A 22,053-nucleotide genomic window follows, 5' to 3' on the forward strand; every position below is an offset into this window, starting at 1 on the left:
CTCACAGACGGCCAGCGTGAAACCTCGCGAATTCTCGCGACTATTCCAGACACCGAAATCCGCCCAGCTAGGCGCCGAAGATGACTTGCTTCATTCGCACACCAGAGCGTGTATGTGTTTCGCGATGGGCGCCACAGCCCCGCGCGAATGCGAGAGGCAAACTCCATGAAGACGCTCCGGTTTGGGATTGAGATTGAGACGGTTGGCGCCAGCCGCCAGAAGCTGGCCCACGCGATTCAGGGCGCGGTGGGCGGGCACGTTTCCGGCGACTACCAGGGCTGGCAGGTGACGGACTCGCAGGGCCGCACCTGGAAGGTGGTGCCAGACGGCTCGCTGAGCGGGGGCGAGTACAGCGGCGAAATCGTCTCCCCCATCCTCACCTACCAGGACATGGAAGCCTTACAGCAGGTGGTGCGCGCCGCGCGCGAGGCCGGCGCCCGCGCCGACGCCTCCACCGGCATCCACATCCACGTCGACGGCAGCCGCTTCGAGGCCAAGAGCGTCACCAACCTCGTGAAGATGGTGCACAAGCAGGAGCGCCTCCTGGAGACGGCCCTCGGGGTGAGCGCGACGCGGCTGGCCCGGTATTGCCGGCCCATCGACGCGGCCTTCATCCAGCGGCTGGAGGCCCGCCGCCCGCGCACCCTGCAGGAGGTGAATGAGGCTTGGTACGGGCGCCACAACGTCGCCCCGCAGCGCTACGACTCCAGCCGCTATCACGGCCTCAACCTCAACAGCCTCTTCTTCCGGGGCACGATTGAATTCCGCTACTTCAACGGCTCGGTGCACGCGGGCGAGGTGAAGGCCTACGTCCAACTGGTGTTGGCCCTCGCGGCCCGAGCCCTGGCTTCAAAGGCAGCCTCCAGCAAGCGCCGCGACTTCAACCCCGCCACCGCCAAGTACGACTTCCGGGTGTTCCTCCTCCACCTGGGCCTCATCGGTGAGGAATTCAAGACGGCCCGCACCCACCTCCTCAAGAAGCTGGAGGGCAGCGCCGCCTGGAAGGGCCAGCGCCGCGACAGGCGCGGCTCGGGCGGGGAAGGCACCCCCGGCAGCGAGGGCGCGCAGGGCGGCAGCGAGGGCGCGCAGGGCGGCAGCGAGGGCGCGCAGGGCAACGCGCACGAGGCGCTGGCCGCCTGAAGCGGCCTTCACGCCAGGGCCCTTCGGGGCCCTGGCCGACACGGCAACGGCGGGCCGCGCGCCCGCCCTCAACGCGAGAAACCCCATGCTCTACTTCGCCTACGGCTCCAACCTCGACAGGACCCAGATGCGCGCGCGCTGCCCCGGCGCCACCGTCGCAGCCCGCGCCACCCTTCCCGGTCACACCCTGGTGTTTGGCGGCTACAGCCGCCGCTGGGGCGGCGCCGTCGCCAGCCTCCAGCGCGTGCGCGGCACCCACGTCGAAGGGCTGTTGTACCGCCTCACGCCCGAGGATTTGCGCGCCCTCGACGTCTTCGAGGGGCACCCCCTCGCGTACCGGCGCGCCACCCGGCTGGTGACGGACAGGGCCGGCCTGCGCCGCCGCGCACTCGTGTATCTCCAGCCCGAAGCAGGCTTCGAGTCCTGGCCCCCCGCTGGCCGCTACTTCCGCGTCCTCTGGCGCGCCTACGGGCACCTGGGCTTCAACCGCGCCGCGCTCGCGGGCGCCCTCGGGGGTGCGGCATGACGCGCGCTTCAAGCTCTGGCACGCGCGTCTTCGTCTACGGGACGCTGCTGTCCGGCGAGCCCAACCACCACCTCCTGCGCGGCGCCCGCCTCGTCGGCCAGGCACAGACGCTGCCGCGCTTTACGCTCTACGACTACGGCCCCTTCCCCTCCCTGGCCTCGAAAGGCAAACACGCCGTCGCGGGTGAAGTGTATGAGGTGGACGCCTCCATGCTGGCGGCGCTCGACAGACTTGAGGGCCACCCTCGCTTCTACGAGCGCACGTCCATTGCCCTCGACGACGCCGGCCGCGTCGAGGCATACCTGTTTCCCAAGGGGCGGTTGGCCGGCCGCCCCATCATTGAGTCCGGTTGCTGGCGTCGACACCTACAGGAGAGGAAGCCATGGTAATCGTCATGCGCGACGAGCGTGTCCTTCAGGGCACTGCCGTCCAAATCGTGAAGGGAATGCAGGACATCGCCTTCGGTGTGGAGCGCTTGTCCTTGGGTGAGTACATTGACTGGGTGGTAGCCAATGCCCAGCGATTCGAGTCCGTCGCGCTGCGCGTGCAAGGTGAAACCGACGAGGAGAGGGCCGCCTCGCTCGTAGACGAGATGCTGCGCGAGGGACTGGCGACGAAGGGGTGAGACTGGCTGGCATGGCATGCCCTTCACGGCATGCCCATGCGGCCCGGCCCCATCCGCCTGCCGAAGCGTCCTGTTTCACCTGATGTTTCACGCTTGAAGGGGCGCGCCCCCATCATGAGTGGTGTCGTCCGCTCCGGAGGGGAAGCTCTCTCGCGCCACGCTCCACCCACGCCCGCAGTGCTTCCTGCGCCGGGGTGTGAGCGCACGCCGAGTCATTCGCCTCCACCAGCCTCAACGCATCCTCGGCGCCCAGCGCGTGCAGTGCCGCGGCCTCTGCCGTTCGTTACTCCGCCTTCGCCCTGGCCATCCGCGTCCGCGATTCGGCACTCCCGTCCATTGTCGCGTACGCTCGCTGCAACGCCACCTCCACCCGCCGCAGTTCTTCTGCGAGGGCCTCCCGCTCGCGCATCGTCATTCGCATTCCCCACAGCACGCGACGTGCCAGCCCGCCCGGTGGCTCACGCCGACAACCACCTCTGTGAGGTCACTCCGTATTACTGGCTGAGACGGGCACTCGCCTCTGCCACCCAAGCAATACTCGACAACGACTACGACACACGCCCAAGGACTGGTAACTATCACCCGCCGTCTCAACGAGCATTCGCCCCGAATACACAGCAAGGCGAGTAAAGTCACACATGCCCAAAATTCCACGTCCTCCCGTTTCGGCTCAGGGTTCATCCTCATCCACGAGGCAGCCGCTCCGCCCACCCGCTCCGAAGTCCCCCAGCTTTATTGAGGCGGCCTTCCGCACCGCCCTCGATGAGGAGCTGGCGCGCCCACTCGCCAGCCTCGTCGCGAGACTGGCCGGGGTGGCGAGGCGCCTCGCCCCGGGGCCCCAGCAGGAAGTGTCGAGCCAGCGCCCAGGCCACGACGCGCGGCCTCCGCCCCTCGCTCAACCGCAGCGCCAGCCCCCGCTCCCGCCTCCGCCTCCCGCGCCTACGGCCAGGGCATGCGCCGTCATCGGCTGCCAGCGCCCACACGTCAGCCAGGGATACTGCGGAGCGCACTACCAGAAGCGACGCCTCATGGTGGCCTCGGCCCGCCTGCATGCCGCGTGGGTAGAGGGCGCCGCGCCCCACAGCGTCCCCGACGTCATTCTCCCGCGCGGGCGCAGGCCCAAGGCCGACACCGCGCCTGCTACGCCACCGCCCACCGTCAACCCCGCCCCTCGCATGTGGGTGCGAAAGAAGGGGCACACCGCAGGGGCAACCGGGGCGGACGGCACCTCCGGCCCTGGGAAGCCAACGCCTGCCGGGAAGCCGCCAGCGAGTCACCTTCCCTCGGATGGCGAGCGCGCCAAGGCCACCGCTCAGCGCTGGGCCAGCGAGTTCCGCTCGCGGACGCGGCGCGGCTGAAGCGCCCCCGCACGCGCCAGGCCCCCTCCTGCCTCGGGAGGGGCGCGCCCTTTCCCGTGTCGTCAGGGCCGTCCGTCCGGTTCGACGGGGGCCAGGCGCCCGTCCCTCGTGATGCGCACCACGTGGGCGGGTGCGAAGGTGCCCGCCCGGCCACACACGATGGCGTCGAGTCGCTGGTCCGTCGTCCCCACCACGAGGTCTCCCGCCTCGTCCAGCGCGTATGCCATCGGCGCGCCTGGGAGAGTCACCCAAGGTATGGCACGCCACCGCCCCTCGGACGCGTCGACACGCACCAGACGCCCGTCTCCGCCAAACAGGTGCGCGAGGCCCTCCACCACCACGAGGGCGCCGTGCATCCGCACGACATGCAGGGGATTGGCGTGGGGCTCCTCCAGCACCGTCACCCGCCCGGCCTCATGCACCTCCAGCGTGCCCCCAAACTCCCCGTCGTCCCACCCGACGAGGCAGGCCTCGCCCATGGCTTCGAGGACGGAGGCGGAGTCCCCTCCAGGCACGGCAGCACACGGACTCCCTGGTGGGGGCGCCTTCGGCTTGTCCCAGTGCAACTGGAGAGAGGTGTGCCCCTCGCGCAGCGTCCACCCTCCGGCGCGCCTTGGACTGATGCGGGCGCAGTCGATGGACTCCGCAGGCTGCACCTCCTGCCCGGAGAGTCCCTCCAAGGCCAACCTCGCGTGGCTCCGCGCCACCGGAGAGGCGTGCTTCGCCACCACCTGCTGGAACAACGGCACCAGCTCCTCCGCATGCGTCCGGAAGGCGTAGCTGCCCAGCGCCCCGACAGCCGCGGCCTGGACTTCGCTGTGCGACGCGTACACCGCCTGGCGCAACGCCTCGAGGGCGGTTGCACCTCCCACGCCTCCAAGGGCCTCTGCGGCCCGCGCCCGCCCCCAGCCCTCCTCCCCCGTGGCCAGCAACCGCAGCAGCGGCTCCGTCGCGGCTGGCCGCGCGACGTCCCCCAGGGACACGAGGCTCGCAAGGGCCCGGGCACGGCATTCAGGCACGGCGAGCTGCTGGAGGACCTCGGGCACCGCAGCAGGACTCCCGAAGGCCACCAGCGCCTGCAGCGCCACCGGTGTGAGGCGCACGTCCGCCCGCTGGAGCGCCTGGAGCACCTCGGGCGCGGCCTTCGCGCCTCGGCGCTCGTAGGCCGCCAACGCCGACGCCACGTAGGCCGCTCGCGGGGTGCACGCGTCGAAAACCGCCTCGCAGCTTGGCGCAGGCGCCGACGGGCAGGATGTCCCTGGTGGGCGCCGGAGAGTGGGCTCCTCCAGCTCCCGCGCGAGGAGCGTCCGCAGGCGCGGAACGAACGTCTCCGTGTACATGGAGGGGCGCCGGGCGAGGACGCGGCGCACCAGAACCAGCGCCTCCCAGCTCGACTCCGGATTCTCCAGCACCTCTACGAGCACCGGGGCCAATGTCGGGCCGAGGTGCTCCAGGGCCAACGTGGGCGACTCCAGGAAGTGGCGCACAATGGCTGGCGCTGCTCTCTCGTCATCGAGTGAGGAGAGCGCGTGCAGGGCCAGCCCACCGGGCTCCCGCTCATACGCCTCGATGAGCGCAGGCATAGCGCCCGTGGCCTTCTCTTCCATCTTCGCCAGCGCCTGTGCTGCACCGCCGCGCACGCGACGGTCCGAATGCCGAAGCAGCGAAATCAGCCGAGGCACGACGTCCTCCCCCACGCGCCCCAACTTCCAGGAGGCACACGCCTGCTCCGGCGGCAGCCACTTCTCCCCCGTGTCGGGGCCGTGGAGTTGCTGCAGCAGCGCAAGGCACGCGTCAGCCCCCTCGCAGCAGCCCTCCCATGTCCTGATGTCTTCCCGCTTCCACGGCCGGGAACACCCCATGGACAGCGCCACCACCACGCACACGAGCCCAGCCAGCCAGCGGGGACGCCCGGACTTCACCTCTCCCTCCATGTCATCGCCTCTCATTCTCCCTTCGCTGTGAAGGGACTCCGAACCCAACGCTTCAGCCAGTCACGAACCGCGCAGCGAAGGAGCGCTACGCTCGAGGAGCCTTCACGACGCGGGTGCCGGCCACCCAGTCGTGAAGGCATCGCCGCTCCTCCCCAACGAGGAAGAGCGCGTCCACGAGTCCGAGCCAGCCGAAGTAGCCGCAAAGCGCCATCGGGAGCACGTTCCTCAGCAGGGCGATCCGCCACACCTCCGCCGGACGGCCATCTCTTCGGACGACGCGGATCCCCAGGAGCCTCTTGCCGAGGCTCGCCCCCGTGCCCCGAATCAGGCTCGCCTGCACGAACAACACGAGGAGCCCCGGGACGTAGACCCCTGGAGCCTTCATCGCCTCCTCGCCCGGAAGTGCCAGGCACCGGAGGACGCCCAGGAGCAGCGACGGCAGCAGGAGCGCGGCACCATCAACAAGGCATGCCGCGAGCCGGGCGCGGCGCGTCGCCAGCTTCGGCGTGGCGTGAAGACACTGGAAGCACAGGCCCGCCCCGGACGTGGCACAGAAGGCACAGATGAAGGTACCGCAACGAGTACAGGCACCGGCGGCGGAGAAGCCTGGATGCTCGGAGCACTTGGCTTCCGAAATCGATTCAAGAGCCTCGCGGAAGTCGGACATGGAGGGCCGCAGCACAGCTACGCCCGCCCCAAGGCGGCAAGTTTCTTCGGCGAGAAGTTCCCGCCAGCATCCACAAATACAACCCAACAGGTTTAGTCCACTGGACCTTCCAAACAGCCTCCTTGCCACCCGCTGGTTGCCGCGACTCCAATTTCCGCTAATTGGGGGACCGACCCACTCAAGAAACGAGCCCGTGGAGCGCGCTTCGCCAGGGCGACTCCATCGAGGAGGAACCACACATCTGACGGTCGGGGGCCAACCTCGGTCACGGATGCTTGCGTGCGTCCAGCCCTCTCTGCCAACGTGAGTGAGACAGTCCGTACCCCGCAGTTTAGTGTGCAGGGCGAGCCAGGCAGGGACGATGAATCCGGTGGTGAAAACGGCTCGGGTTGGAGAGACCGAGGTGGTGGAGAAGGCGAAGCGTCGTCGGTTCACGGCGGAGGAGAAGCGGCGCATCCTCGAGGAAGCGGACCGCTGCACGCAGCCCGGTGAGGTAGGGGCGCTGCTGCGCCGCGAGGGCCTCTACTCCTCGCTCTTGAGCATGTGGCGACGCCAGCGCGAGGCCGGAGGGCTGGCGGCCTTGGCCCCTGCCAAACGAGGGCCCCCGGCGAGAGTGCCCGAGCCGGGCGCCCGGAGAATCGCGGAGCTGGAGAAGGAGTTGGCCCGCTCCCAGGCGCGGCTCCGGCGTGCCGAGGCGCTGCTGGAGCTCCAAAAAAAGTATCGGAAATCCTGGGAGTGGAACTGCCGAAGCAAGACGAGGAGCCCTGATGGCCGCAGTCGTGGAGCTGGGCCGTCAGCTGGGCTTCGCGTCGGCGTGCCAGGCATTGGGCCTGCCGCGAGCCACCTTCTACCGGCGGGTACGGCCGAAGCTGGGGCCGGCGCGTCAACGCAGGCAGCCCCGGGCGCTGTCCCCCGAGCAGCGGGCCGAGGTGCTCGCCGTGCTGCACGAGCCGAGGTTCGCGGATGCAGCGCCCGCGGAAGTCTACGCACAGCTGCTCGATGAGGGGCGCTACCTGTGCTCCGAGCGCACCCTGTACCGGGTGCTGGCGCAGAGCCAGGAGGTGCGTGAGCGCCGCAACCAGCTGCGCCACCCCAACCACCCGATACCCCAGGTGCACGCGACGAAGCCGAACGAACTCTGGAGTTGGACCATCGCCAAGCTGCACGGCCCCGCGAAGTGGACGTACTTCTACCTCTACGTCGTCCTGGACGTCTTCAGTCGCTCCGTCGTCGGCTGGCTGGTGGCCCACCGCGAGTCGGCTGCGCTCGCCCAGAAGCTCCTGGCACAAACCTGCGAGCGCCAGGACATCCAACCCGGCCAGCTGACGATTCACGCCGACCGCGGCACCTCGATGACGTCCAAGCCCGTGGCCTTTCTCATGGCGGACCTGGGCGTGACGAAGACTCACTCCAGGCCCCACGTTTCCAACGACAACCCCTTCAGCGAGGCGCACTTCAAGACGCTGAAGTATCGGCCCGACTTCCCTCAAGTCTTCGGCTGTCTCCAGGACGCGCGCGACTTCTGCGGTGACTTCTTCCGCTGGTACAACGAGGAGCACCACCACGCGGGACTGGGCCTGCTCACGCCCCATGACGTGCACCATGGCCGTGCTAACGAGCGCATCGCGGCCCGGGCCGACGTGCCCGCGGCGGCCTACGCGGCCCACCCCGAGCGCTTCTCACGCGGCCCACCGAAGCCCCAGGCCTTGCCGAACACCGTTTGGATAAACAACCCCGCGCGGCCCGCACATTCACAAACGGCTGCGCAGTAATCTCATGAATCCGCTGTCTCATTCACGTTGACAGGTTCCGCTGCAGCGCCCATTTTCGAGGCGCTTCACCTCGAAATCCTCCCCCAAAGCGACAGCCGCTCTGCGTGCCTCACGCACGCTCCTCGTAGACCAACTTGAACGCGGTGGGAGGCGTTGAGTACTGGCTCCAGCGCTTGAGGTGCTGGTCCCTGGAGAGAACCGTGAGGTCGTCGGTGTGGGTGCTTCGAGGAGGCCCCTCATCCAGTCCCGATTGAACCGCGACGCTGCCGAGGTTCGTCAGGAGGTAGCGGTTGTGCAGCTTCTCCTTCCCGTTCTCCGACCAGACCAGGAACCGAAAGGAAGTCCGATGCCCAAGGAGCTGCCCAACACGAGCAATACACTCCTTCGCGTCGAAGCGCGCCACGTCCGTCACCGTTCGCAGGCCTCCGGTAGGGTGTAGCTGCTGCATCTGCCTAAGACGGTCGCCGTTGCAGGCCCTCACGTGCACCTCAAGCGCCACGCCAGGCGTTCGGCGTCGAATCGCCTCCGTGAGGAATTGCGCCAAGGGGTTCCAGAACGTCGGATCTGACGGAACGAAGTAGGGGTCCACAAACCGAATCTCTGTCGCGACCCCGAGCAACGGCCGAAGTGCATCAGCTAGTGCAGCAGCGTTGCGCGCGACTGGCGGCGCCGTGGGCGACCACGCCGGGTTGGGCCAGCTGCCCAGTTGGTCGGCGACAACGAGAGCCGCGTGCGGTGTTGATGCCGTTCTAACGATAATGCCCCCGAAGGGGAACGCTTGGTGCTCTGCCTGTGCCGCCCCGATCCAGGCGCCCTCAACGACGCCGTCTCGCGAAGCCCTGCCCTCCTTGAGCTTCTGCAACATTGCCGACATCTTCGTGCAGACCGCCTGCCGCTGGGCCTCCGTTGAGCATTGCGCCAGTGCGGCGTCCAGAACCAACCGCTCCCAGTTACTGGCAGGGAAGGCGCTCATCACACGGAAGTGGCCCAGCCCCATGTTCGAAACGAAGGGGAAGGCGGCACGGGGGTCGTGCCAAGTCGCAACGAGTTCCGGGTCGAGCGCGTACTCGTAGATCATGGTTAGCCCTTCGGCAGGACCGGTGGTGCCTCCGGCGACGCCTTCGGTGGAGTGAATCCGTATAGTTCTTCAAACCGCTCATCGAAGAAACCCCGAGGCCACGGGTCCATGAACTCCCCGTTCTGATCGATGCGAAGACGGCGCAATGTTGTTCCCTCCGGGGTCCCTTCGACCCACAGGACGGAAAGATCACCGGGCGTGAAGGCCTTGGCGCCAGGAATGGTCTGCTTGGCCGACGACTCGCGAATCCGCCGGAGAAGTCGAAGGATGACGTGCTCGCTGTGGGTCTCCACGAGCAGTGTGCGGCGAACGCTGTCGCGCGTAGCGGCCTCGATGAACAGGTCGCCGAGCCCGACCTGTACCGCCGGGTGCACGTGGATCTCCGGCTGTTCGACTAGGGTGAGGCCGAAGCGCCCCTCCAGTGCGGCCACAACGACCGGGATGACCTGCGAGATACCAGCACCGACCTCCGACGGGAGCACCAGCGAACCAACGCCGGTATCCAGCAGGAGGCGACGAACGGTCTTGTCGACGTGCTCGTCCGATATCCCCTCTGCGTCAGCACCGCGGTCGAAGAGCTTCTGCACGACGACCTGGCAGCCCGTATTCAACTGCTTCAGCCAGCTGTTGGTGCGCTCGACAAGGGTAAGTCGATCCGCCAACAACAGGTCCCAGGCTGCCAGACCGTCGGCCCAGCTCGTTACGCGCCCTACGCGCTCATAGAGGAAGCCCCTAGGGGGGATGGAGCGCAACGGGCCAATGTACTGGGCGCCTCGAAGAAAGCTCGCGAGGTGCGCAGTCGTGCCGAGAACGACCATCTCGAGGAAGGTACGAACCTGCTGTGCGGCGCGTTCTCGTTGAGCGATTGACGACTCCAGCGACTCGATCCGTTGCTTCGTTGCGTCGGATGGTGGCTGGAGACGAAGGGAAACTACTTCCTCCTTGTCACCCTCAATATCTCCAGCAGGGATCACGCGCAGCGGCTCACCGGGCGCGGGCAGAGCCGAAAGACGGCCGCGTCCAAGCGCGAACACAGGGAGCGAGCGGCCGTCTCCGAAGCCGCTACCGTCGCCAAGGCCAGCCCCGGCACCGATTCCACCGCCCTCCACCTCCAGCTCCCTGTGCAGCGCTTCTTCTGGGATAGCAATTTGCTCCCACTGCTCGGTCACATCGGCAGGAGCGTGCTTGGAAGTGATCTGGCGCTGAGTGCCGTCAGGCCTGATGGCCGTCGCGCCGGGCAGTTCGCGCGCCTCGCTCACCAACAGTTGGTGGCCCAGGTTCACGCGCGCGTGGAGCGGCTCCCCATCTCGCAGCGTCGCGCCCACCTCAAGCCATACGAGGGGCTCCGAGTCACCGTTCACGCCGATGACCGCGCGCTCGACGATGGGGCCGCGGAAACTCGTCGTCGTGAGAAAGCGGATGGTCAGCTCGAGCCACGCGCTCTCGACCTCGTCGTCGAGATCAGGAAATGGAAAATCTGTGAGGTCGCGACCGAAGCGCTCGAGACCACCCGGCGTGGCGAATTCGGCCCGAAGCACGATGGCTCGGTTGGCTTCGTGACGGTGCACCAGCCTCGCAAATCCCCCGAGCTCGAGCACGTTGCCACCGAGTTCGGTTCGGTCGACATCGGCGGCTCCGCGCTCAATGACTTCGTGCAGATAGAGCAGCGCCTGAAGGATCGTGCTCTTCCCCGCGCTGTTCGCACCGAACAGGAGGGTCAGGGGCGCAAAGTCGATTCGCTGGCGCGCGGCGATGCCCTTGAAGTTCTCGGCTTCAAGAGAAGTCAACATGCCGAAGCCCCCCGCGAAATACGCGTTCAGACAGTGAAGCGAAAAGGACCTCGGCGTCGCGAGAACACTGCTGGTGCTTCTCTCGAAGTTGCCAGATGGCCTCTTCGACGCGCGAGTAACGAGCCTGGAGTGCAGCGGGAGGCAGCATAATTGGCTGGCGGCCAAGGCCGGTCGTGTTGATGTTGTAATTACCCGCAGTAGTTGTGGCCTCCTTCAGTAGGCGTCTTCGGAAGGAGTCGGCTGAGAACAGTGCGTGAACGAATCCTGATGAAACTGGGGAGTTCCGAGGGAACCGGGCTCGGATCAAGTACGACGCGAACAACATTGGCTCGGCACGATTGAACACAGCAGACCGCGCGATGAAATTCGGATTGCCGTTTGACCTGACGAACAGCAGGTCTCCACGCAGGAGCATGAACCGCTGGGCTTCATCCAAGCCCATGTGAGCATACTTCAGCTCTGACATATCGATCTGTCCGCCGACGACGTTCGGGATCCTGAGCACTGCTCGGCCAGTTTGGTCGGTATCGCACTTCGTCGAAGTCCCGTAGGAGAAGTCGGTCCCAATCTCATCAAGCGTCTTTGTGGGCCACCCATTGGAGTTCGTCACCGGGTCCCCGAACATCTCCAAGAACGCCGAGCGCAGCAGTTCCTCGGTGAGGGCGATAGCCTCCTTGCGCTTGCGGCGGATGGAGTCGGCTTTTTCGAGGACGTCAGCAATGCGGTGTTGCTCGGGGAGTTCTGGCAGAGGAAATTCGTATGACAGCAAAGCCTCACGATTAATTTTTGGGATGTTCGTTCGTGAGGAATGCTTCTCTGCGAATTCCAAGAAGCCATCGTGCTGCAGCAGATATGCCAAATACCTGCGCTCTATTCGCCCACTGCGCGGCCTCAGCGGATACATATCCGCGCTGCATATTCCTTTAAAATCCGGCAAGGCGACCTTGTTGAGCGCTGGACGAATCTTGGAGTAGAGTACATCTTCCGGCCCGAATTCGTACTTGCCACTGATGAAGCTTAGCTCTCTGGCCGTGCGTAGACCGAAAAGTCTACCGCTACCAGATTCGATGTTGTCCCCTCCAACGTGAGGCCAATCGCAGTATGGCTCCTCGCGCGGATCTACTTGCCCCGAGGCCACATCAACGACATCTCCAAGGCGAACGTGACCAGTCACAGCATCCCCTCTAGCTTGGTCAGTTCATTGGCGATCTCCTTCTCAAGGCGGCGCAGCCTCACAATAATCTCTTTGGGCGGTTCGTACTTGCCCTCTACGTGCTTTGCTTCCTTGTATCGACTGACCGACAGCTCGAAGTTCTTCTCCTCGATTTCCTTCACCGGCACCATGAAGTGTTTCGCTGTACGGTCAGTGTCCTTCTTCGCACTTCGCTTCCGCCAGCGTTCGAGCGCGTCATAGAGGTCATTTTTCTCGATTGGACCAAGCCGTCCATGCTCTTCCGAAGCCTCTTTGCGCCTGTCATCAAGCGAAAACCCGTCTGCCTCGACTTTGTAGAAGAACACATGGTCCGTCTTGCCGCCCTTCGTGAAGACAAGAATCGCGGTTGAGACGCCCGCGTAAGGCTTGAAGACCCCCGACGGCAGCGAAATCACCGCTTCGAGTTGATTCTCCCTGACGAGCAACTTCCGAAGCTCCGTGTGCGCCTTCGACGAGCCGAAGAGCACCCCGTCCGGAACGATGGTAGCGCTTCGGCCACCCTTCTCCAGCATGCGAAGAATGAGTGCCACGAAGAGCAGCTCGGTCTTTTTCGTCTTCACCCTCTGGGTGAGAGTCGGATGGACGTCACCCTCGTCGAGGCTCCCTTTAAATGGGGGATTGGCGAGGATGACGTTGAAGCCGCCGACTGCCTGTTTCGGAAACTTCTCTGGAAATGAATTCGACAGCGTGTCCTGGTAGTGGATATCCGGGTTCTCGACACCGTGTAGCATCAAGTTCATCGAAGCGATGCGCAACATGGTCGCATCGAAGTCGAAGCCATGGAACATGCCGCTCTGGATGTGCTCGCGGTACGGCTCGAGCAGGTCGCCAGTGTAGATAGTCTCGCCGTTCTCGCCCTTGAGCTTGCCCTGCGCCGAGGTGTGCTTCTCCAACAGGTACTGCATCGCGCTGACGAGGAAGCCGGCGGTGCCACACGCAGGGTCACCGATGGTCTCCGTAGGCTGGGGCTCCAGCAACTCGACCATGAAGCGGATGATGTGGCGAGGCGTTCGGAACTGACCGTTGATCCCGGCCGTCGTGAGCTTGCTGAGCAGGTACTCGTAGAGGTCGCCCTTCGCGTCGCCGTCGGCAATGGGCAGCTTGTCAATCATGGTCACGGCCGACACGAGCAGGCCCTGCTTCTGAATCATGAGCTGCGCATCCTGCATGTACTCGGAGAAGGTCGTTCCTCCGTTGAGCTTGCGGAAGTGCGGGAACACCTCGTCGCGCACCACGCGCAGCATCTCGCCCGCGTCCTTCTGCTTGAAGTTCTTCCAGCGCCGCAGGTCGTCCTTGCCCGAGAAGCGCCCCTGGAACGGCTTCTTCGTGCGCTCCGCCTTTCGCTCGCCGGTGGTTTCCATGATGTCGAGCAGGCGCGCGAACATCAGGAAGGAAATCTGCTCGATGACCGTCAGCGGGTTGGTGATGCCTCCGGTCCAGAACTCGGTCCAGAGCTTGTCGATGTCGCTCTTCTGCTGGGTGGTCATGGTGCTCATGAGGCCTGGCTCGTGGGGGGGCGGTCGCTCGGCGCCGCCAGCTCGGGTTCGAAACTGCTCAGGATGGCGAGGAGTTCATCGACGTCACTGGGCTCTGTGAAGACGCCGTCGACGCTCTCGGCATGAATGGTGGTGAAGGGCGGCTCGTAGAGGCGCTTGATTTCGATGCCGCCGTTCTGCGCGATGTGGTTCTGCAAGACCTGCAGGAAGCGGAGCTGCTGCGAAGAGAGCCGCGGGTGCTTGTGGACGAAAGCGGTGAACGCCTTCTCCACGGCCGCCGCGTCGAGTCCGACGAGCCCGCGGAACACGGTGAGCAGCGACCGCCGGGTCTCGGGGTCGTGGCCCGCGAGGTGCTTCACGTTGGCCTTATCGTCCACCTCAAGGACGAGCTTCGCGAGCTCCTCCAGTTCCTCGTCCCGCACGGCGCCGCCCGCGCGGATGCGCTGCAGGACCGGGTTCTCCGCGAAGCGCTCGCGCAGCACCGTCTCGACGCGCCGCTTGTATTCAACCAAATCGAGCCCTTCGAGACGAGGGATGTAGGTCACCGCGGAGAAGTCCGCGTCGTCAACGTCGAAGACCTGCGGCGCGACGCGTGTCGTCGGGGAGAACTGCTGGTACTTCATGATGCCCCGCAGCTCCCGGCGCAGCCCTTCGAGATGGTGGACCTCGACCGAGGCCCAGAACTCCTTGCTCTGCACCTGCTTGATGGACTCGGCGCACGCCTTAACCGGGTTCTGGTTCTTGGCCAGCAGCTCCACGGCCTCCCGCACCCGGGCGCGCAGGTCCTGTACCCTGGGCGCGTCCGGTCCACCCCGGACGAGTTCGATTTCGAGGCGCGTCATTAGCAGGTCGAAGCGGTAGGCGGCCTCGTCGCCTCGGATGTTCCGCAGGTGCTGCAAGGGGGCCGCGAAGGACAGGAGATCCGCCTTCGTCGCCGCAGCAAAGTGGTGGACTCGGTCGCCGTCCGCCAGCAGCTCAATCGCTCGCCAGTTCTTGCGCGCATCGATGCTGTTCGTGTCTCGCACCGCGCGGACATCTCCGATGATGAGCGCGGCAGCAGCCTCGAACGTGGTCTGGTCCATCCTGTCCAGCGCGACCTGGGCCAGCTCGACGCGCGCCTCGAAGAGCTGCTGCAGCAGCGACTTCTGCTGGGATGGCTGCTTCTCCTTGTACTGCTCGTCGAAGAACCAGAAGTTCGACCAGAAGTCGAAGATGAGGAACTCCGTCTTGTCCCGGCCGAGGCCGAAGAGGTCCTTGCGGAGCCGCGTCCCGCGGCCAATCATCTGCCAGAACTTTACGTAGGACTTCACTGGCTTGGCGAACACGAGGTTTACCACCTCGGGGACGTCGATGCCGGTGTCGAGCATGTCCACCGAGATGGCGATGGTGAGCTCACTGTCCGGGTTCTTGAAGTCGTCGATGAGCTGGTCGGCCCTGGCTTCCTGGGTGTCGATGACGCGGCAGAAGGCGGAGCCGTACTGCGGATACAGCTCGTTGAACATCTCCGCGAGGTGTATGGCGTGGAGGTGGCTCCGCGCGAAGACGATGGTCTTCCCCACATGGCTGCCGGTCGCCTCGCGGATTCCCTCTTCCATCAACGAGCGCCAGATGAAGCCCGTTGTGTCCTTGTTGAAGAAGTACTTGTCTAGGTCCTCCGCGCTGAAGTCGACCTGATCGGCGGCAGGGTCCTGCTCCTCGAGCTGCTCGCGCTGCTCTTCGTCCATCCTCCAATAGTGGAACCCCTGCTCGCGGAACTGGCTCTTGAACGAGCGCACCCGGAAGGGCACGAGGAACGGCGGCTTCGACTTGACCGCCTCCTCGAAGCTGAAATGCGAGGTCGGATCCCGGTCCTCGCAGCCGAAGAGTAAGTAGGTGTTGCGCCCAACATAGGGAATTGGCGTCGCTGTGAGCCCGACCTCAAGGGCATCGAAATACTCGAACAGCGCGCGGAACTTCTTATAGATGCTGCGGTGTGACTCGTCGGCTATGATCAGGTCGAAGAAGCCGACGTCGAAGTCCTCGAAGCACTTCATCATCGCCGGGTAGGTGGCGAGATAGATGCGCTTATCGCGGTCGCCCGACGTGGTGCTGTCCACGACAACACGCGGCTCACCGGGCATAAACTCCTTGAAGACGCGGTCCGCCTGCTTACGCAGCTCCCGCCGGTCGCAAAGGAACAGGATGCGCTTCACCCAACCGGCCCGCATCAGCACATCGCAGAGCGAGATGGCCACGCGCGTCTTGCCGGTGCCCGTCGCCTGCACCAGGAGCGCCTTGCGGAACTTGAAGGTGAAGCGCTCGCAGACCCGCTTGACGGCCTCAAGCTGATACATGCGATTCGCGATGGCGAGGTTGGGCTCCACGGTCGTAAGCAGCTTCTTGTTCGTCCTCTGGTGGGTGAGGTACTCGAGGCTGTCCTTCGAGTAGAAGCCGTACACCCTGCGGACCGGATAGCCCTGCGCGTCATCCAGCAGGAAGATGTCCACGCCGTTGGTGAAGAAGATGACCGGGCGCACTCCATGCTCCTGCTCGAGACTAGACGCGTACTGGCGCGCCTGCTCCTCACCGGCCCGAGCATCCTTCGCCGCCCGCTTCGCCTCAATGACGGCGAGCGGCTTGCCGTCGTCGCCGTAGAGCACGTAGTCGGCGAAGCCCTTGCCTGACGCCGTCGGCATGCGCGACAGCCGCACCTCCTGTCCCACCTCGGTGGTGTTGGCGCCATTCGCCCCCACGTCCCACCCCACCACCAGGAGCGCCTGGTCGATGAGGCGGCGCCGCGTCCTCTCCTCGTCGAACTGGAGGATGGATGCGACCTTTTGCCCTTCTTCCTTCAGCCCGGCTAGCTCGGTGGCGTGCTCGGCGGCAGCACGCTCCGCGTCGAGCCGCTTCCGGGTTTCCTCCTGGAGCGCGGCGAGCACGGACTCATACTTCGCCTCCGCGAGGCGCAGCTTTTCCAGCGATTCCTTCGTCTTGCCGGCGCCTCCCTGCTCCGGCGGCGGCGCCGAGTATGGCGGGGCATCCCGGAGGTCGCCCCCGTCCACCTGGACGTGGAACCAGCGGGCGATGTCGAAGAGCTGGGCGAGGCAGTCGAGCGAGAGCTGGCTCGTGATGAGCTTCCGGGGGTGGGCGGCGTGGTTGCCCCCCTTCCGCACTGCGTGAAGTTTGTTCTGGACGACCTCGGGCACGGCCAGCCGGAACGGCTCCGCGGTCATCAGGTCATTGAGGTTGTCGGAGAAGGGCGGCTGCAGCCGGTACTTCGTATAGATAGCGGAAACGGCCTGCTCCACGAAGGTGCGCTGCTTGATGAGGGAGCTTGCCGGGTCCTCGTGGGCGTAACGCTCCGCGAACCCCCCGAGATCCGCGAGCACGGCGCGCTTCGCGCGCAGGAACTCGAAGTTCTGCGACTTCATGTACTCGCTCTCCGTGCCGGCCATGTTGGCGCTCTTATCAATGACCGTGCCATCAATCCTGGACCTTGTACTTCGCGAGCCAGTTGGTGAGGGGCTGGTAGCTCGGCAGTCCTACCAGATCCGCCGCCTAGGTCTTGTTTCCACGGGTCTCCTTCCATGGCATAGAGCAGGTAGTCTCGAGCAAATTCCTTCAACAATTCCAACAGGTTGGAGCCGCCACTGAGCGGCCTTCCGAGCGCGCCCGCCGACTGGAGGCTGCCACGGGTAGCAGGGCCTCGCGAACGTCCTCTACCGAGATGGAGGTCCCCTCGCTCTAGATGGCGGCACGGCTCAGGGTGTTGAGCAGCTCCCGCACGTTGCTGGGCCAAGCGTGGGCGAGGAGAGGATTCCTTGCACACGCGGAAAGCTTCTTCTCCCTGTAGCCCGACTCGGTGGCCGCCTCGCGGTTCACCTGGGAAACGAGGTGGTCGATGAGCACTTGTGCCTACCCAAAATTCGGTCGCTGCGTCATGAGTGCGTCAAGTCTAGTCCGACAGTGGGCAAAGGTGGGTGAGTATGGCGCGACGCCAGCGAGTTTCTGTGCCGGCGAAGAGGGGGCGGAAACACGGAGGGCACTTCGCAACCTCAAGGTTCGAGTTCCGGACCTCCTGTGCTTACCCGAAATTCGGTCGCTGCGTCACGAGCACGTCAGCCGCGTCATGCGTCTGAGCTGCGAGTGCTGCCCGGGCGGAGCTGATGCAGAATCGCCCCTCCAGGACCTGAAGCATGGGCCACGTCGTGCGCGGCACCTCCTCGTCACCCCCAAGGACGGTGGCGTGGAGGGCGCCGTCTGCCTCCCTCACCTCGACATGGGCGGCCCGGGCACGCATGGCGCTCGCGACGCTTCGCATGCGGAACAGCTCCAGCGCCGTCACGTGCTATAGCCCCAGGGGGCTGCCCCGAACGTGCCTCTGGAGCATCCCCAACTTTCAGCAGTCCACGTCGGCCGGGTAACTAACCTCTGCTGAAGCCAACTAAAGGCTCCGGCAAGGCCGCGAGGCGAGGCGGCTCATTCCTGGCGCGCAGGCGTTCTCCCCGCCATCCATCGGAACAGGCCCCAGATCACCCGCGCCCTCCCGCTGCGATAGAATATTTTTGAGGCGTGAGGTGTCCTGAGGGCCACTGTAGGACGCCGAAGACCATCAGACAGGGGGCTCCGTGCTGCTAAACGCGTGCTGTCGCAATGGCTTTCTGTCGCTGTGCACTCTCGCGACGATCACGTCGGCCGAGGCCACTTCCATGCCAACGCAGGCCGGGCCACCGCCAGGAAGCTACGCACTCAAGGGCCTGACGAAGGTGATGGCGGGACCCTATGCGCGCGAGTTTCACCCCGTCATGCAGGTGCACGTCCTACCTACAGACAAGGCGGGGCACCTCGCCGTAGAGGTGGCCTACCAGGGTAAAGTCTGTCGGCTGACCGCTATTGTCGAGAGTGCCCATCACAGCGTCCTGCCCGCAGGTCAGACGTGCCATCAGCATATCGTCGGCAACAGGTTTGAGGTCGATGTCGTTGGTACGTTGCGCAGCGGGACACTCTCGCACAGCGGCGCGTTCGTCCACTTGGTCACCGACTGGGATCTCCTTGGGAAGGTCAAGCTGGACTCCTGGAGGGGGTTGCCGCTTCCCGGCTTGGTGCCGTTGCCCTTGGCTTACCTCCCTAGCAATGTCTCTGGCATCCTGCATCAGGAGGTCTCCGGCGAGGCAGAGCCTGCGCCGGAGTCGATGAATCCATGAGCAAGCGTATCTTCGCCATCTCCGACCTCCACATTGGAGGCACGGACACTCCCATGCTCGGCCATCCCGAGTTGCTGGCGGGCTTTCTGGAGCGGCTCGCCAACTACACGCCGCGCCGTGGCGAGACGACGGAGCTCGTCATTCACGGCGACTTCATCGATTTCCTCGCCGAGCCCCCCTTTGAAGCGTGGACGACGACCGAACAGGCCGCACTGAGCAAGTTCAACGAGGTCTGGGACCGCAAAACGCTCACGCCCATCTTCGAGGGACTGGGGAAGTGCGCACGCAAGCTTAACAAGCTCACACTGCTACTCGGGAACCACGATGTGGAGCTGGCGTATCCTCGCGTCCGCGAGGAATTGCTCCGCAAGCTTCGCGTGCAAGAGCCGCGCTGCCACTTCGTCTTCAATAACGAGGCATACCGAATTGGCGACGTGTTGATTGAGCACGGCAATCGCTACGACGGGTGGAATGCTATCGACCATGACGGCCTGCGGCAGGCCCTGAGCTGCGCATCCCGCGGAGAGCCTGCTCCCCACCCCATGGAAATCTGCCCAGGCTCGCTCCTGGTCCGAGACGTCATCAACCCACTGAAGACCCGCTACCACTTCATCGACCTCCTCAAGCCCGAGGACAAGGTCGTTGCACTGCTCCTCTCAGCACTGGAACCTGCGCTGGGGTTCGACCTGCCCACCATCTTCAAGGGAGCGGGACACTACGTGAGCCAATGGGCCCGGAATCGACCGTGGAAGTCGCGCCAGGACGGACGCCCCCCCGAGGTCGAACGGCTCATGCACGACACCGCATCCAGCGGGGTCCCGCGCCCGCTCGCGGATGAGTTCAAGTCGGAACTGGCGCCGGCCGAAGGGGCTCGCCCGCTGTCGTATGGCCCCCGTGCTCTCTCCAAGGAGTTCCTGCGCGACCCGAATGCAGAGGGCTTGGCGGCTCATGCGCGCCAGAACCTGCACCTCTCGCCGGCTCGCTTGAAGAAGCTCCAGGTCGCGCTGCGACACGCGCTCTCGGATGACCGCACCTTCGATCCTCAGGAATCCGATGGCCCGTACTTCGCCGCCGCGCAGCGGATGTCGCGGAACTCTGCCTGGTCACCTGCCCCGCCCCGGGTGGTCATCATGGGCCATACCCACTTGGCGCGATGGAAGGAGGAGGGCCTGCTCACCTACCTGAATACCGGCACCTGGGCGGACCTCATGGCCGTTCCCCCTGCGGTGCTGGAGGACTCTGTGTCCGCGCGGGAAGCCCTCGCGGACTGGATGAATGCGCTCGCGCGCAATGAGTTGGGGGGCCAGCGCGAGCCTCGACCGCATTTCGCGGACGTGCGCCTGAATGCCGAGGGCAGTCTGCTGATTGGAGGCTCCCCTCTGCTGCGTTCGTTCGACCCCGAGGAGGCCTTGTAGATGAGGCCCACGCCCCTTCGGATTCAGGTGGAAAGACCTGAGTGCCAGGCCGAGTTCGGCACGGGGTGGCTGCTGCTCACCGAGTACGGCGCGCGAGTGGTCACCGCCTTCCACGTCGTTGGTGATGCGCCGACACAGCAGTGGTGGGAGAAACGGGCTCCAGGCACCCGGTATACGGCCCGACTTCCTGAAGGAGCGGGAGAGCTAACGTTGTGCCCGAGCGCGCAAGACTTCGGGCTGGATCTGGCCCTCCTGGAGGTGACGGGCGGCCCGGTCGACAAGGTCAGCGGGGTCAACCTGTCAGCGCTGCTTTCCCACCGCCCGGAAGCACGAAGAAGGTGGTGCTGTGAGGGCTATCCACTGTCCAGCGGGGGGAGACTCCTATCGATGGTCGGGCAGCTCACCTCCGTTTCGAGCGACGGTCACCGGCTCCAACTGCTGATGGATACCCGGATTCCGTATCCCGATGGGGCATCGGGTGCGGCCGTAATTGACGAGGATACCGGCACCGTCATTGGCGTGCTCACCTCGGCGCTTGAGGACCCCGACACCCGGCAGTTGACGAACGTGGTCTATGCGTCATCTGCGAGGGTCCTGGCAGAGCTGGTGGGAAGGAAACCAGTCCTCCTGGCTGGCCCGTTCAGGGGACTCCACCTGTTGTGGTGGGCAATGGTCAGGCCCGAGCTCTGGGCGCGTTACTTCACCGTCGGTGGGCCGCCTACGCTGCCCCCCGACTTCTCGCTGAGCCATCTCGCCGCTCAGCAGCCAGAAAGACACTCCAGGCCGACGTTTGAGACCTTGCTGCTCCACTGCGCCGCGGGTGCAGCGCTGGTCTTGCTGCTGGCCTTGCTGACACCCCTCCTGCTGTGCTTCAGCAGGCCCGAGCTCCGCGACACCTACTTCCTCCGCCACCTGATTCACAACGTGGCGCTGACCGCCACCTTCGGAGTGGCAATCAGCGTCGGTCTCGGCGTCGCGGCGGGCATGGCCAGCGCAACGGTGGGCTCGGTCCTGGGCGCCCTGGGAGTCTCCCTCTCCCTGGTGGGCATGGGGGACTCGCATGCTTCCCTGGGCCATGGTGCCTCGGCGGGAGGAGCCCTCGGGGCGGCGGCGATGGTATTCCTCCAGACATCCCGGGAGGCCGTTCCCGGTACCCGGGAAAGCCGACTGCACTTTCCCTGGAAGCTTGGCTTCGCATGCTCGGTGGTCATCGCGCTCTTTGCCCTTGGCTACTGGGCTGCGCAGGAGTGGGTGGCAACAAAGCACCCCGCCGCCATGTTCGTCGCGGGAGCCGTACTGGGCGGTGGACTGGGCCTGCTGAATTCACTGCCGGGATGGCAGCGACTGCGGGCCGCAGGCGGCATCCGCCCTCAAATGGTCTCCTCGCTCCTGACCTGGAGCAGAGGCCCGCTCGTGGTGGGCGCGGGCCTGGCGTGCTGGGTCGTAAAGCCAGGACAAGACGAACTCCTCGGCAATGGACTGGCCATTGGTGTCCTCGCTGGGCTGGTCCTGGCCGCAGCGCTCTCCGTCATCCATGCACTCAGCCAGGGGCTGCTCAGCGCGAGGTACACGTTCGTTTTCAGCATCTTGGGACTCGTGGGGGTGTGCCTCGTGCTCCTGATGTCCTTCAGTCAGGGCTCGGGCCCCTGGGCCTCGCTCCACGACATTCCTCAGCCGGCCAGACTCCTGATGGGGGTACTGGCTGGGCTGGCCTCGTCCGTGGCGCTCCTCCAGTCCCTCCGCCGTGTAGTGCTTGGACTCACCGCCCTCCCCTCCAGCGCCAGTACGCCTCCAGCGTCAAACCTGGAGACCTGAAGAGCGCCCATGTCCTGAGGGTGAATACAGGATGCGGATAG

At 65.4% G+C, this 22,053-nt stretch carries 15 protein-coding genes; 8 read left to right on the forward strand and 7 right to left on the reverse strand.

Annotated features, from left to right (window positions below; all coding sequences use genetic code 11):
- Positions 1 to 165: 165 nt before the first annotated feature.
- The 4 genes from D7W82_RS22450 (at position 166) to D7W82_RS22465 (ending at position 2,291) form a co-directional block, all read left to right on the forward strand.
- The gene (locus D7W82_RS22450; RefSeq protein ID WP_120620301.1) at positions 166 to 1,140 is read left to right on the forward strand and encodes an amidoligase family protein; all 975 of its coding nucleotides are present in this window, start codon (positions 166 to 168) and stop codon (positions 1,138 to 1,140) included.
- An 85-nt stretch (positions 1,141 to 1,225) separates the two neighbouring features.
- Positions 1,226 to 1,666: a gamma-glutamylcyclotransferase family protein gene (locus D7W82_RS22455; protein WP_120620302.1), complete on the forward strand. Its 441-nt coding sequence runs from the start codon at positions 1,226 to 1,228 to the stop codon at positions 1,664 to 1,666.
- On the forward strand, positions 1,663 to 2,055 hold the full coding sequence (locus D7W82_RS22460; RefSeq protein ID WP_120620303.1) for a gamma-glutamylcyclotransferase: 393 nt from the start codon (positions 1,663 to 1,665) through the stop codon (positions 2,053 to 2,055). The genes D7W82_RS22455 and D7W82_RS22460 overlap by 4 nt, the downstream gene beginning before the upstream one ends.
- A 5-nt stretch (positions 2,056 to 2,060) precedes the next feature.
- Positions 2,061 to 2,291, forward strand: a complete 231-nt coding sequence (locus tag D7W82_RS22465; RefSeq protein ID WP_120620319.1) for a hypothetical protein — start codon at positions 2,061 to 2,063, stop codon at positions 2,289 to 2,291.
- Positions 2,292 to 3,711: 1,420 nt separating this feature from the next.
- Here the strand turns inward: D7W82_RS22465 and D7W82_RS22475 are convergent.
- Positions 3,712 to 5,583 carry a HEAT repeat domain-containing protein gene (locus D7W82_RS22475; protein WP_120620304.1) on the reverse strand — a complete coding sequence of 624 codons (1,872 nt, stop codon included), beginning with the start codon at positions 5,581 to 5,583 and terminating at the stop codon, positions 3,712 to 3,714.
- An 85-nt stretch (positions 5,584 to 5,668) separates the two neighbouring features.
- Positions 5,669 to 6,250 carry an RDD family protein gene (locus D7W82_RS22480; protein ID WP_120620321.1) on the reverse strand — a complete coding sequence of 194 codons (582 nt, stop codon included), beginning with the start codon at positions 6,248 to 6,250 and terminating at the stop codon, positions 5,669 to 5,671.
- Positions 6,251 to 6,611: 361 nt separating this feature from the next.
- Between D7W82_RS22480 and D7W82_RS22490 the strand changes: the two genes are divergently transcribed.
- Positions 6,612 to 8,022 (forward strand): IS3 family transposase gene (locus D7W82_RS22490; RefSeq protein ID WP_233587875.1). Its coding sequence is split into 2 segments (ribosomal slippage): positions 6,612 to 6,970 and positions 6,969 to 8,022, totalling 1,413 coding nucleotides; the frame shifts between segments, so codons are not numbered across the junction.
- 109 nt (positions 8,023 to 8,131) lie between these two features.
- Here D7W82_RS22490 and D7W82_RS22495 read toward each other — a convergent pair.
- From D7W82_RS22495 to D7W82_RS22515, 5 genes are read right to left on the reverse strand one after another with little or no spacing between them, the layout of a single operon-like run.
- Positions 8,132 to 9,100: a hypothetical protein gene (locus tag D7W82_RS22495; RefSeq protein WP_120620307.1), complete on the reverse strand. Its 969-nt coding sequence runs from the start codon at positions 9,098 to 9,100 to the stop codon at positions 8,132 to 8,134.
- Between the two features lie 2 nt (positions 9,101 to 9,102).
- The gene (locus D7W82_RS22500) at positions 9,103 to 10,890 is read right to left on the reverse strand and encodes a DUF3696 domain-containing protein (protein WP_120620308.1); all 1,788 of its coding nucleotides are present in this window, start codon (positions 10,888 to 10,890) and stop codon (positions 9,103 to 9,105) included.
- On the reverse strand, positions 10,874 to 12,064 hold the full coding sequence (locus D7W82_RS22505; protein ID WP_120620309.1) for a restriction endonuclease subunit S: 1,191 nt from the start codon (positions 12,062 to 12,064) through the stop codon (positions 10,874 to 10,876). Before D7W82_RS22505 ends, D7W82_RS22500 begins: the two co-directional genes overlap by 17 nt.
- On the reverse strand, positions 12,061 to 13,599 hold the full coding sequence (locus tag D7W82_RS22510; protein WP_199727807.1) for a class I SAM-dependent DNA methyltransferase: 1,539 nt from the start codon (positions 13,597 to 13,599) through the stop codon (positions 12,061 to 12,063). Before D7W82_RS22510 ends, D7W82_RS22505 begins: the two co-directional genes overlap by 4 nt.
- Entirely contained in the window at positions 13,596 to 17,033 is a 3,438-nt protein-coding gene (locus tag D7W82_RS22515; RefSeq protein ID WP_199727808.1) for a DEAD/DEAH box helicase family protein, read from the reverse strand. The genes D7W82_RS22510 and D7W82_RS22515 overlap by 4 nt, the downstream gene beginning before the upstream one ends.
- A gap of 1,173 nt (positions 17,034 to 18,206) precedes the next feature.
- Here D7W82_RS22515 and D7W82_RS22525 point away from each other — a divergent pair.
- The 3 genes from D7W82_RS22525 to D7W82_RS22535 are packed head-to-tail and all read left to right on the forward strand — an operon-like array spanning position 18,207 to position 22,012.
- Positions 18,207 to 18,782 (forward strand): hypothetical protein, encoded by a 576-nt coding sequence (locus D7W82_RS22525; RefSeq protein WP_147439463.1) that lies wholly within the window; start codon positions 18,207 to 18,209, stop codon positions 18,780 to 18,782.
- Complete coding sequence (locus D7W82_RS22530; protein ID WP_120620312.1) at positions 18,779 to 20,197, forward strand: metallophosphoesterase; 1,419 nt, start codon at positions 18,779 to 18,781, stop codon at positions 20,195 to 20,197. Before D7W82_RS22525 ends, D7W82_RS22530 begins: the two co-directional genes overlap by 4 nt.
- Entirely contained in the window at positions 20,198 to 22,012 is a 1,815-nt protein-coding gene (locus D7W82_RS22535; protein WP_120620313.1) for a serine protease, read from the forward strand.
- Positions 22,013 to 22,053: the final 41 nt, after the last annotated feature.

The organism is Corallococcus sp. CA049B, from assembly GCF_003611685.1.
GTDB classification, from domain to species: domain Bacteria; phylum Myxococcota; class Myxococcia; order Myxococcales; family Myxococcaceae; genus Corallococcus; species Corallococcus coralloides.

Excerpts from the sequence above, each read along its gene's own strand:
- D7W82_RS22450 (WP_120620301.1), top strand. The coding sequence starts at position 166 with ATGAAGACGCTCCGGTTTGGGATTGAGATTGAGACGGTTGGCGCCAGC.
- D7W82_RS22455 (WP_120620302.1), top strand. The coding sequence starts at position 1,226 with ATGCTCTACTTCGCCTACGGCTCCAACCTCGACAGGACCCAGATGCGC.
- D7W82_RS22460 (WP_120620303.1), top strand. The coding sequence starts at position 1,663 with ATGACGCGCGCTTCAAGCTCTGGCACGCGCGTCTTCGTCTACGGGACG.
- D7W82_RS22465 (WP_120620319.1), top strand. The coding sequence starts at position 2,061 with ATGCGCGACGAGCGTGTCCTTCAGGGCACTGCCGTCCAAATCGTGAAG.
- D7W82_RS22475 (WP_120620304.1), bottom strand. The coding sequence starts at position 5,583 with ATGGAGGGAGAGGTGAAGTCCGGGCGTCCCCGCTGGCTGGCTGGGCTC.
- D7W82_RS22480 (WP_120620321.1), bottom strand. The coding sequence starts at position 6,250 with ATGTCCGACTTCCGCGAGGCTCTTGAATCGATTTCGGAAGCCAAGTGC.
- D7W82_RS22495 (WP_120620307.1), bottom strand. The coding sequence starts at position 9,100 with ATGATCTACGAGTACGCGCTCGACCCGGAACTCGTTGCGACTTGGCAC.
- D7W82_RS22500 (WP_120620308.1), bottom strand. The coding sequence starts at position 10,890 with ATGTTGACTTCTCTTGAAGCCGAGAACTTCAAGGGCATCGCCGCGCGC.
- D7W82_RS22510 (WP_199727807.1), bottom strand. The coding sequence starts at position 13,599 with ATGAGCACCATGACCACCCAGCAGAAGAGCGACATCGACAAGCTCTGG.
- D7W82_RS22515 (WP_199727808.1), bottom strand. The coding sequence starts at position 17,033 with ATGGCCGGCACGGAGAGCGAGTACATGAAGTCGCAGAACTTCGAGTTC.
- D7W82_RS22530 (WP_120620312.1), top strand. The coding sequence starts at position 18,779 with ATGAGCAAGCGTATCTTCGCCATCTCCGACCTCCACATTGGAGGCACG.
- D7W82_RS22535 (WP_120620313.1), top strand. The coding sequence starts at position 20,198 with ATGAGGCCCACGCCCCTTCGGATTCAGGTGGAAAGACCTGAGTGCCAG.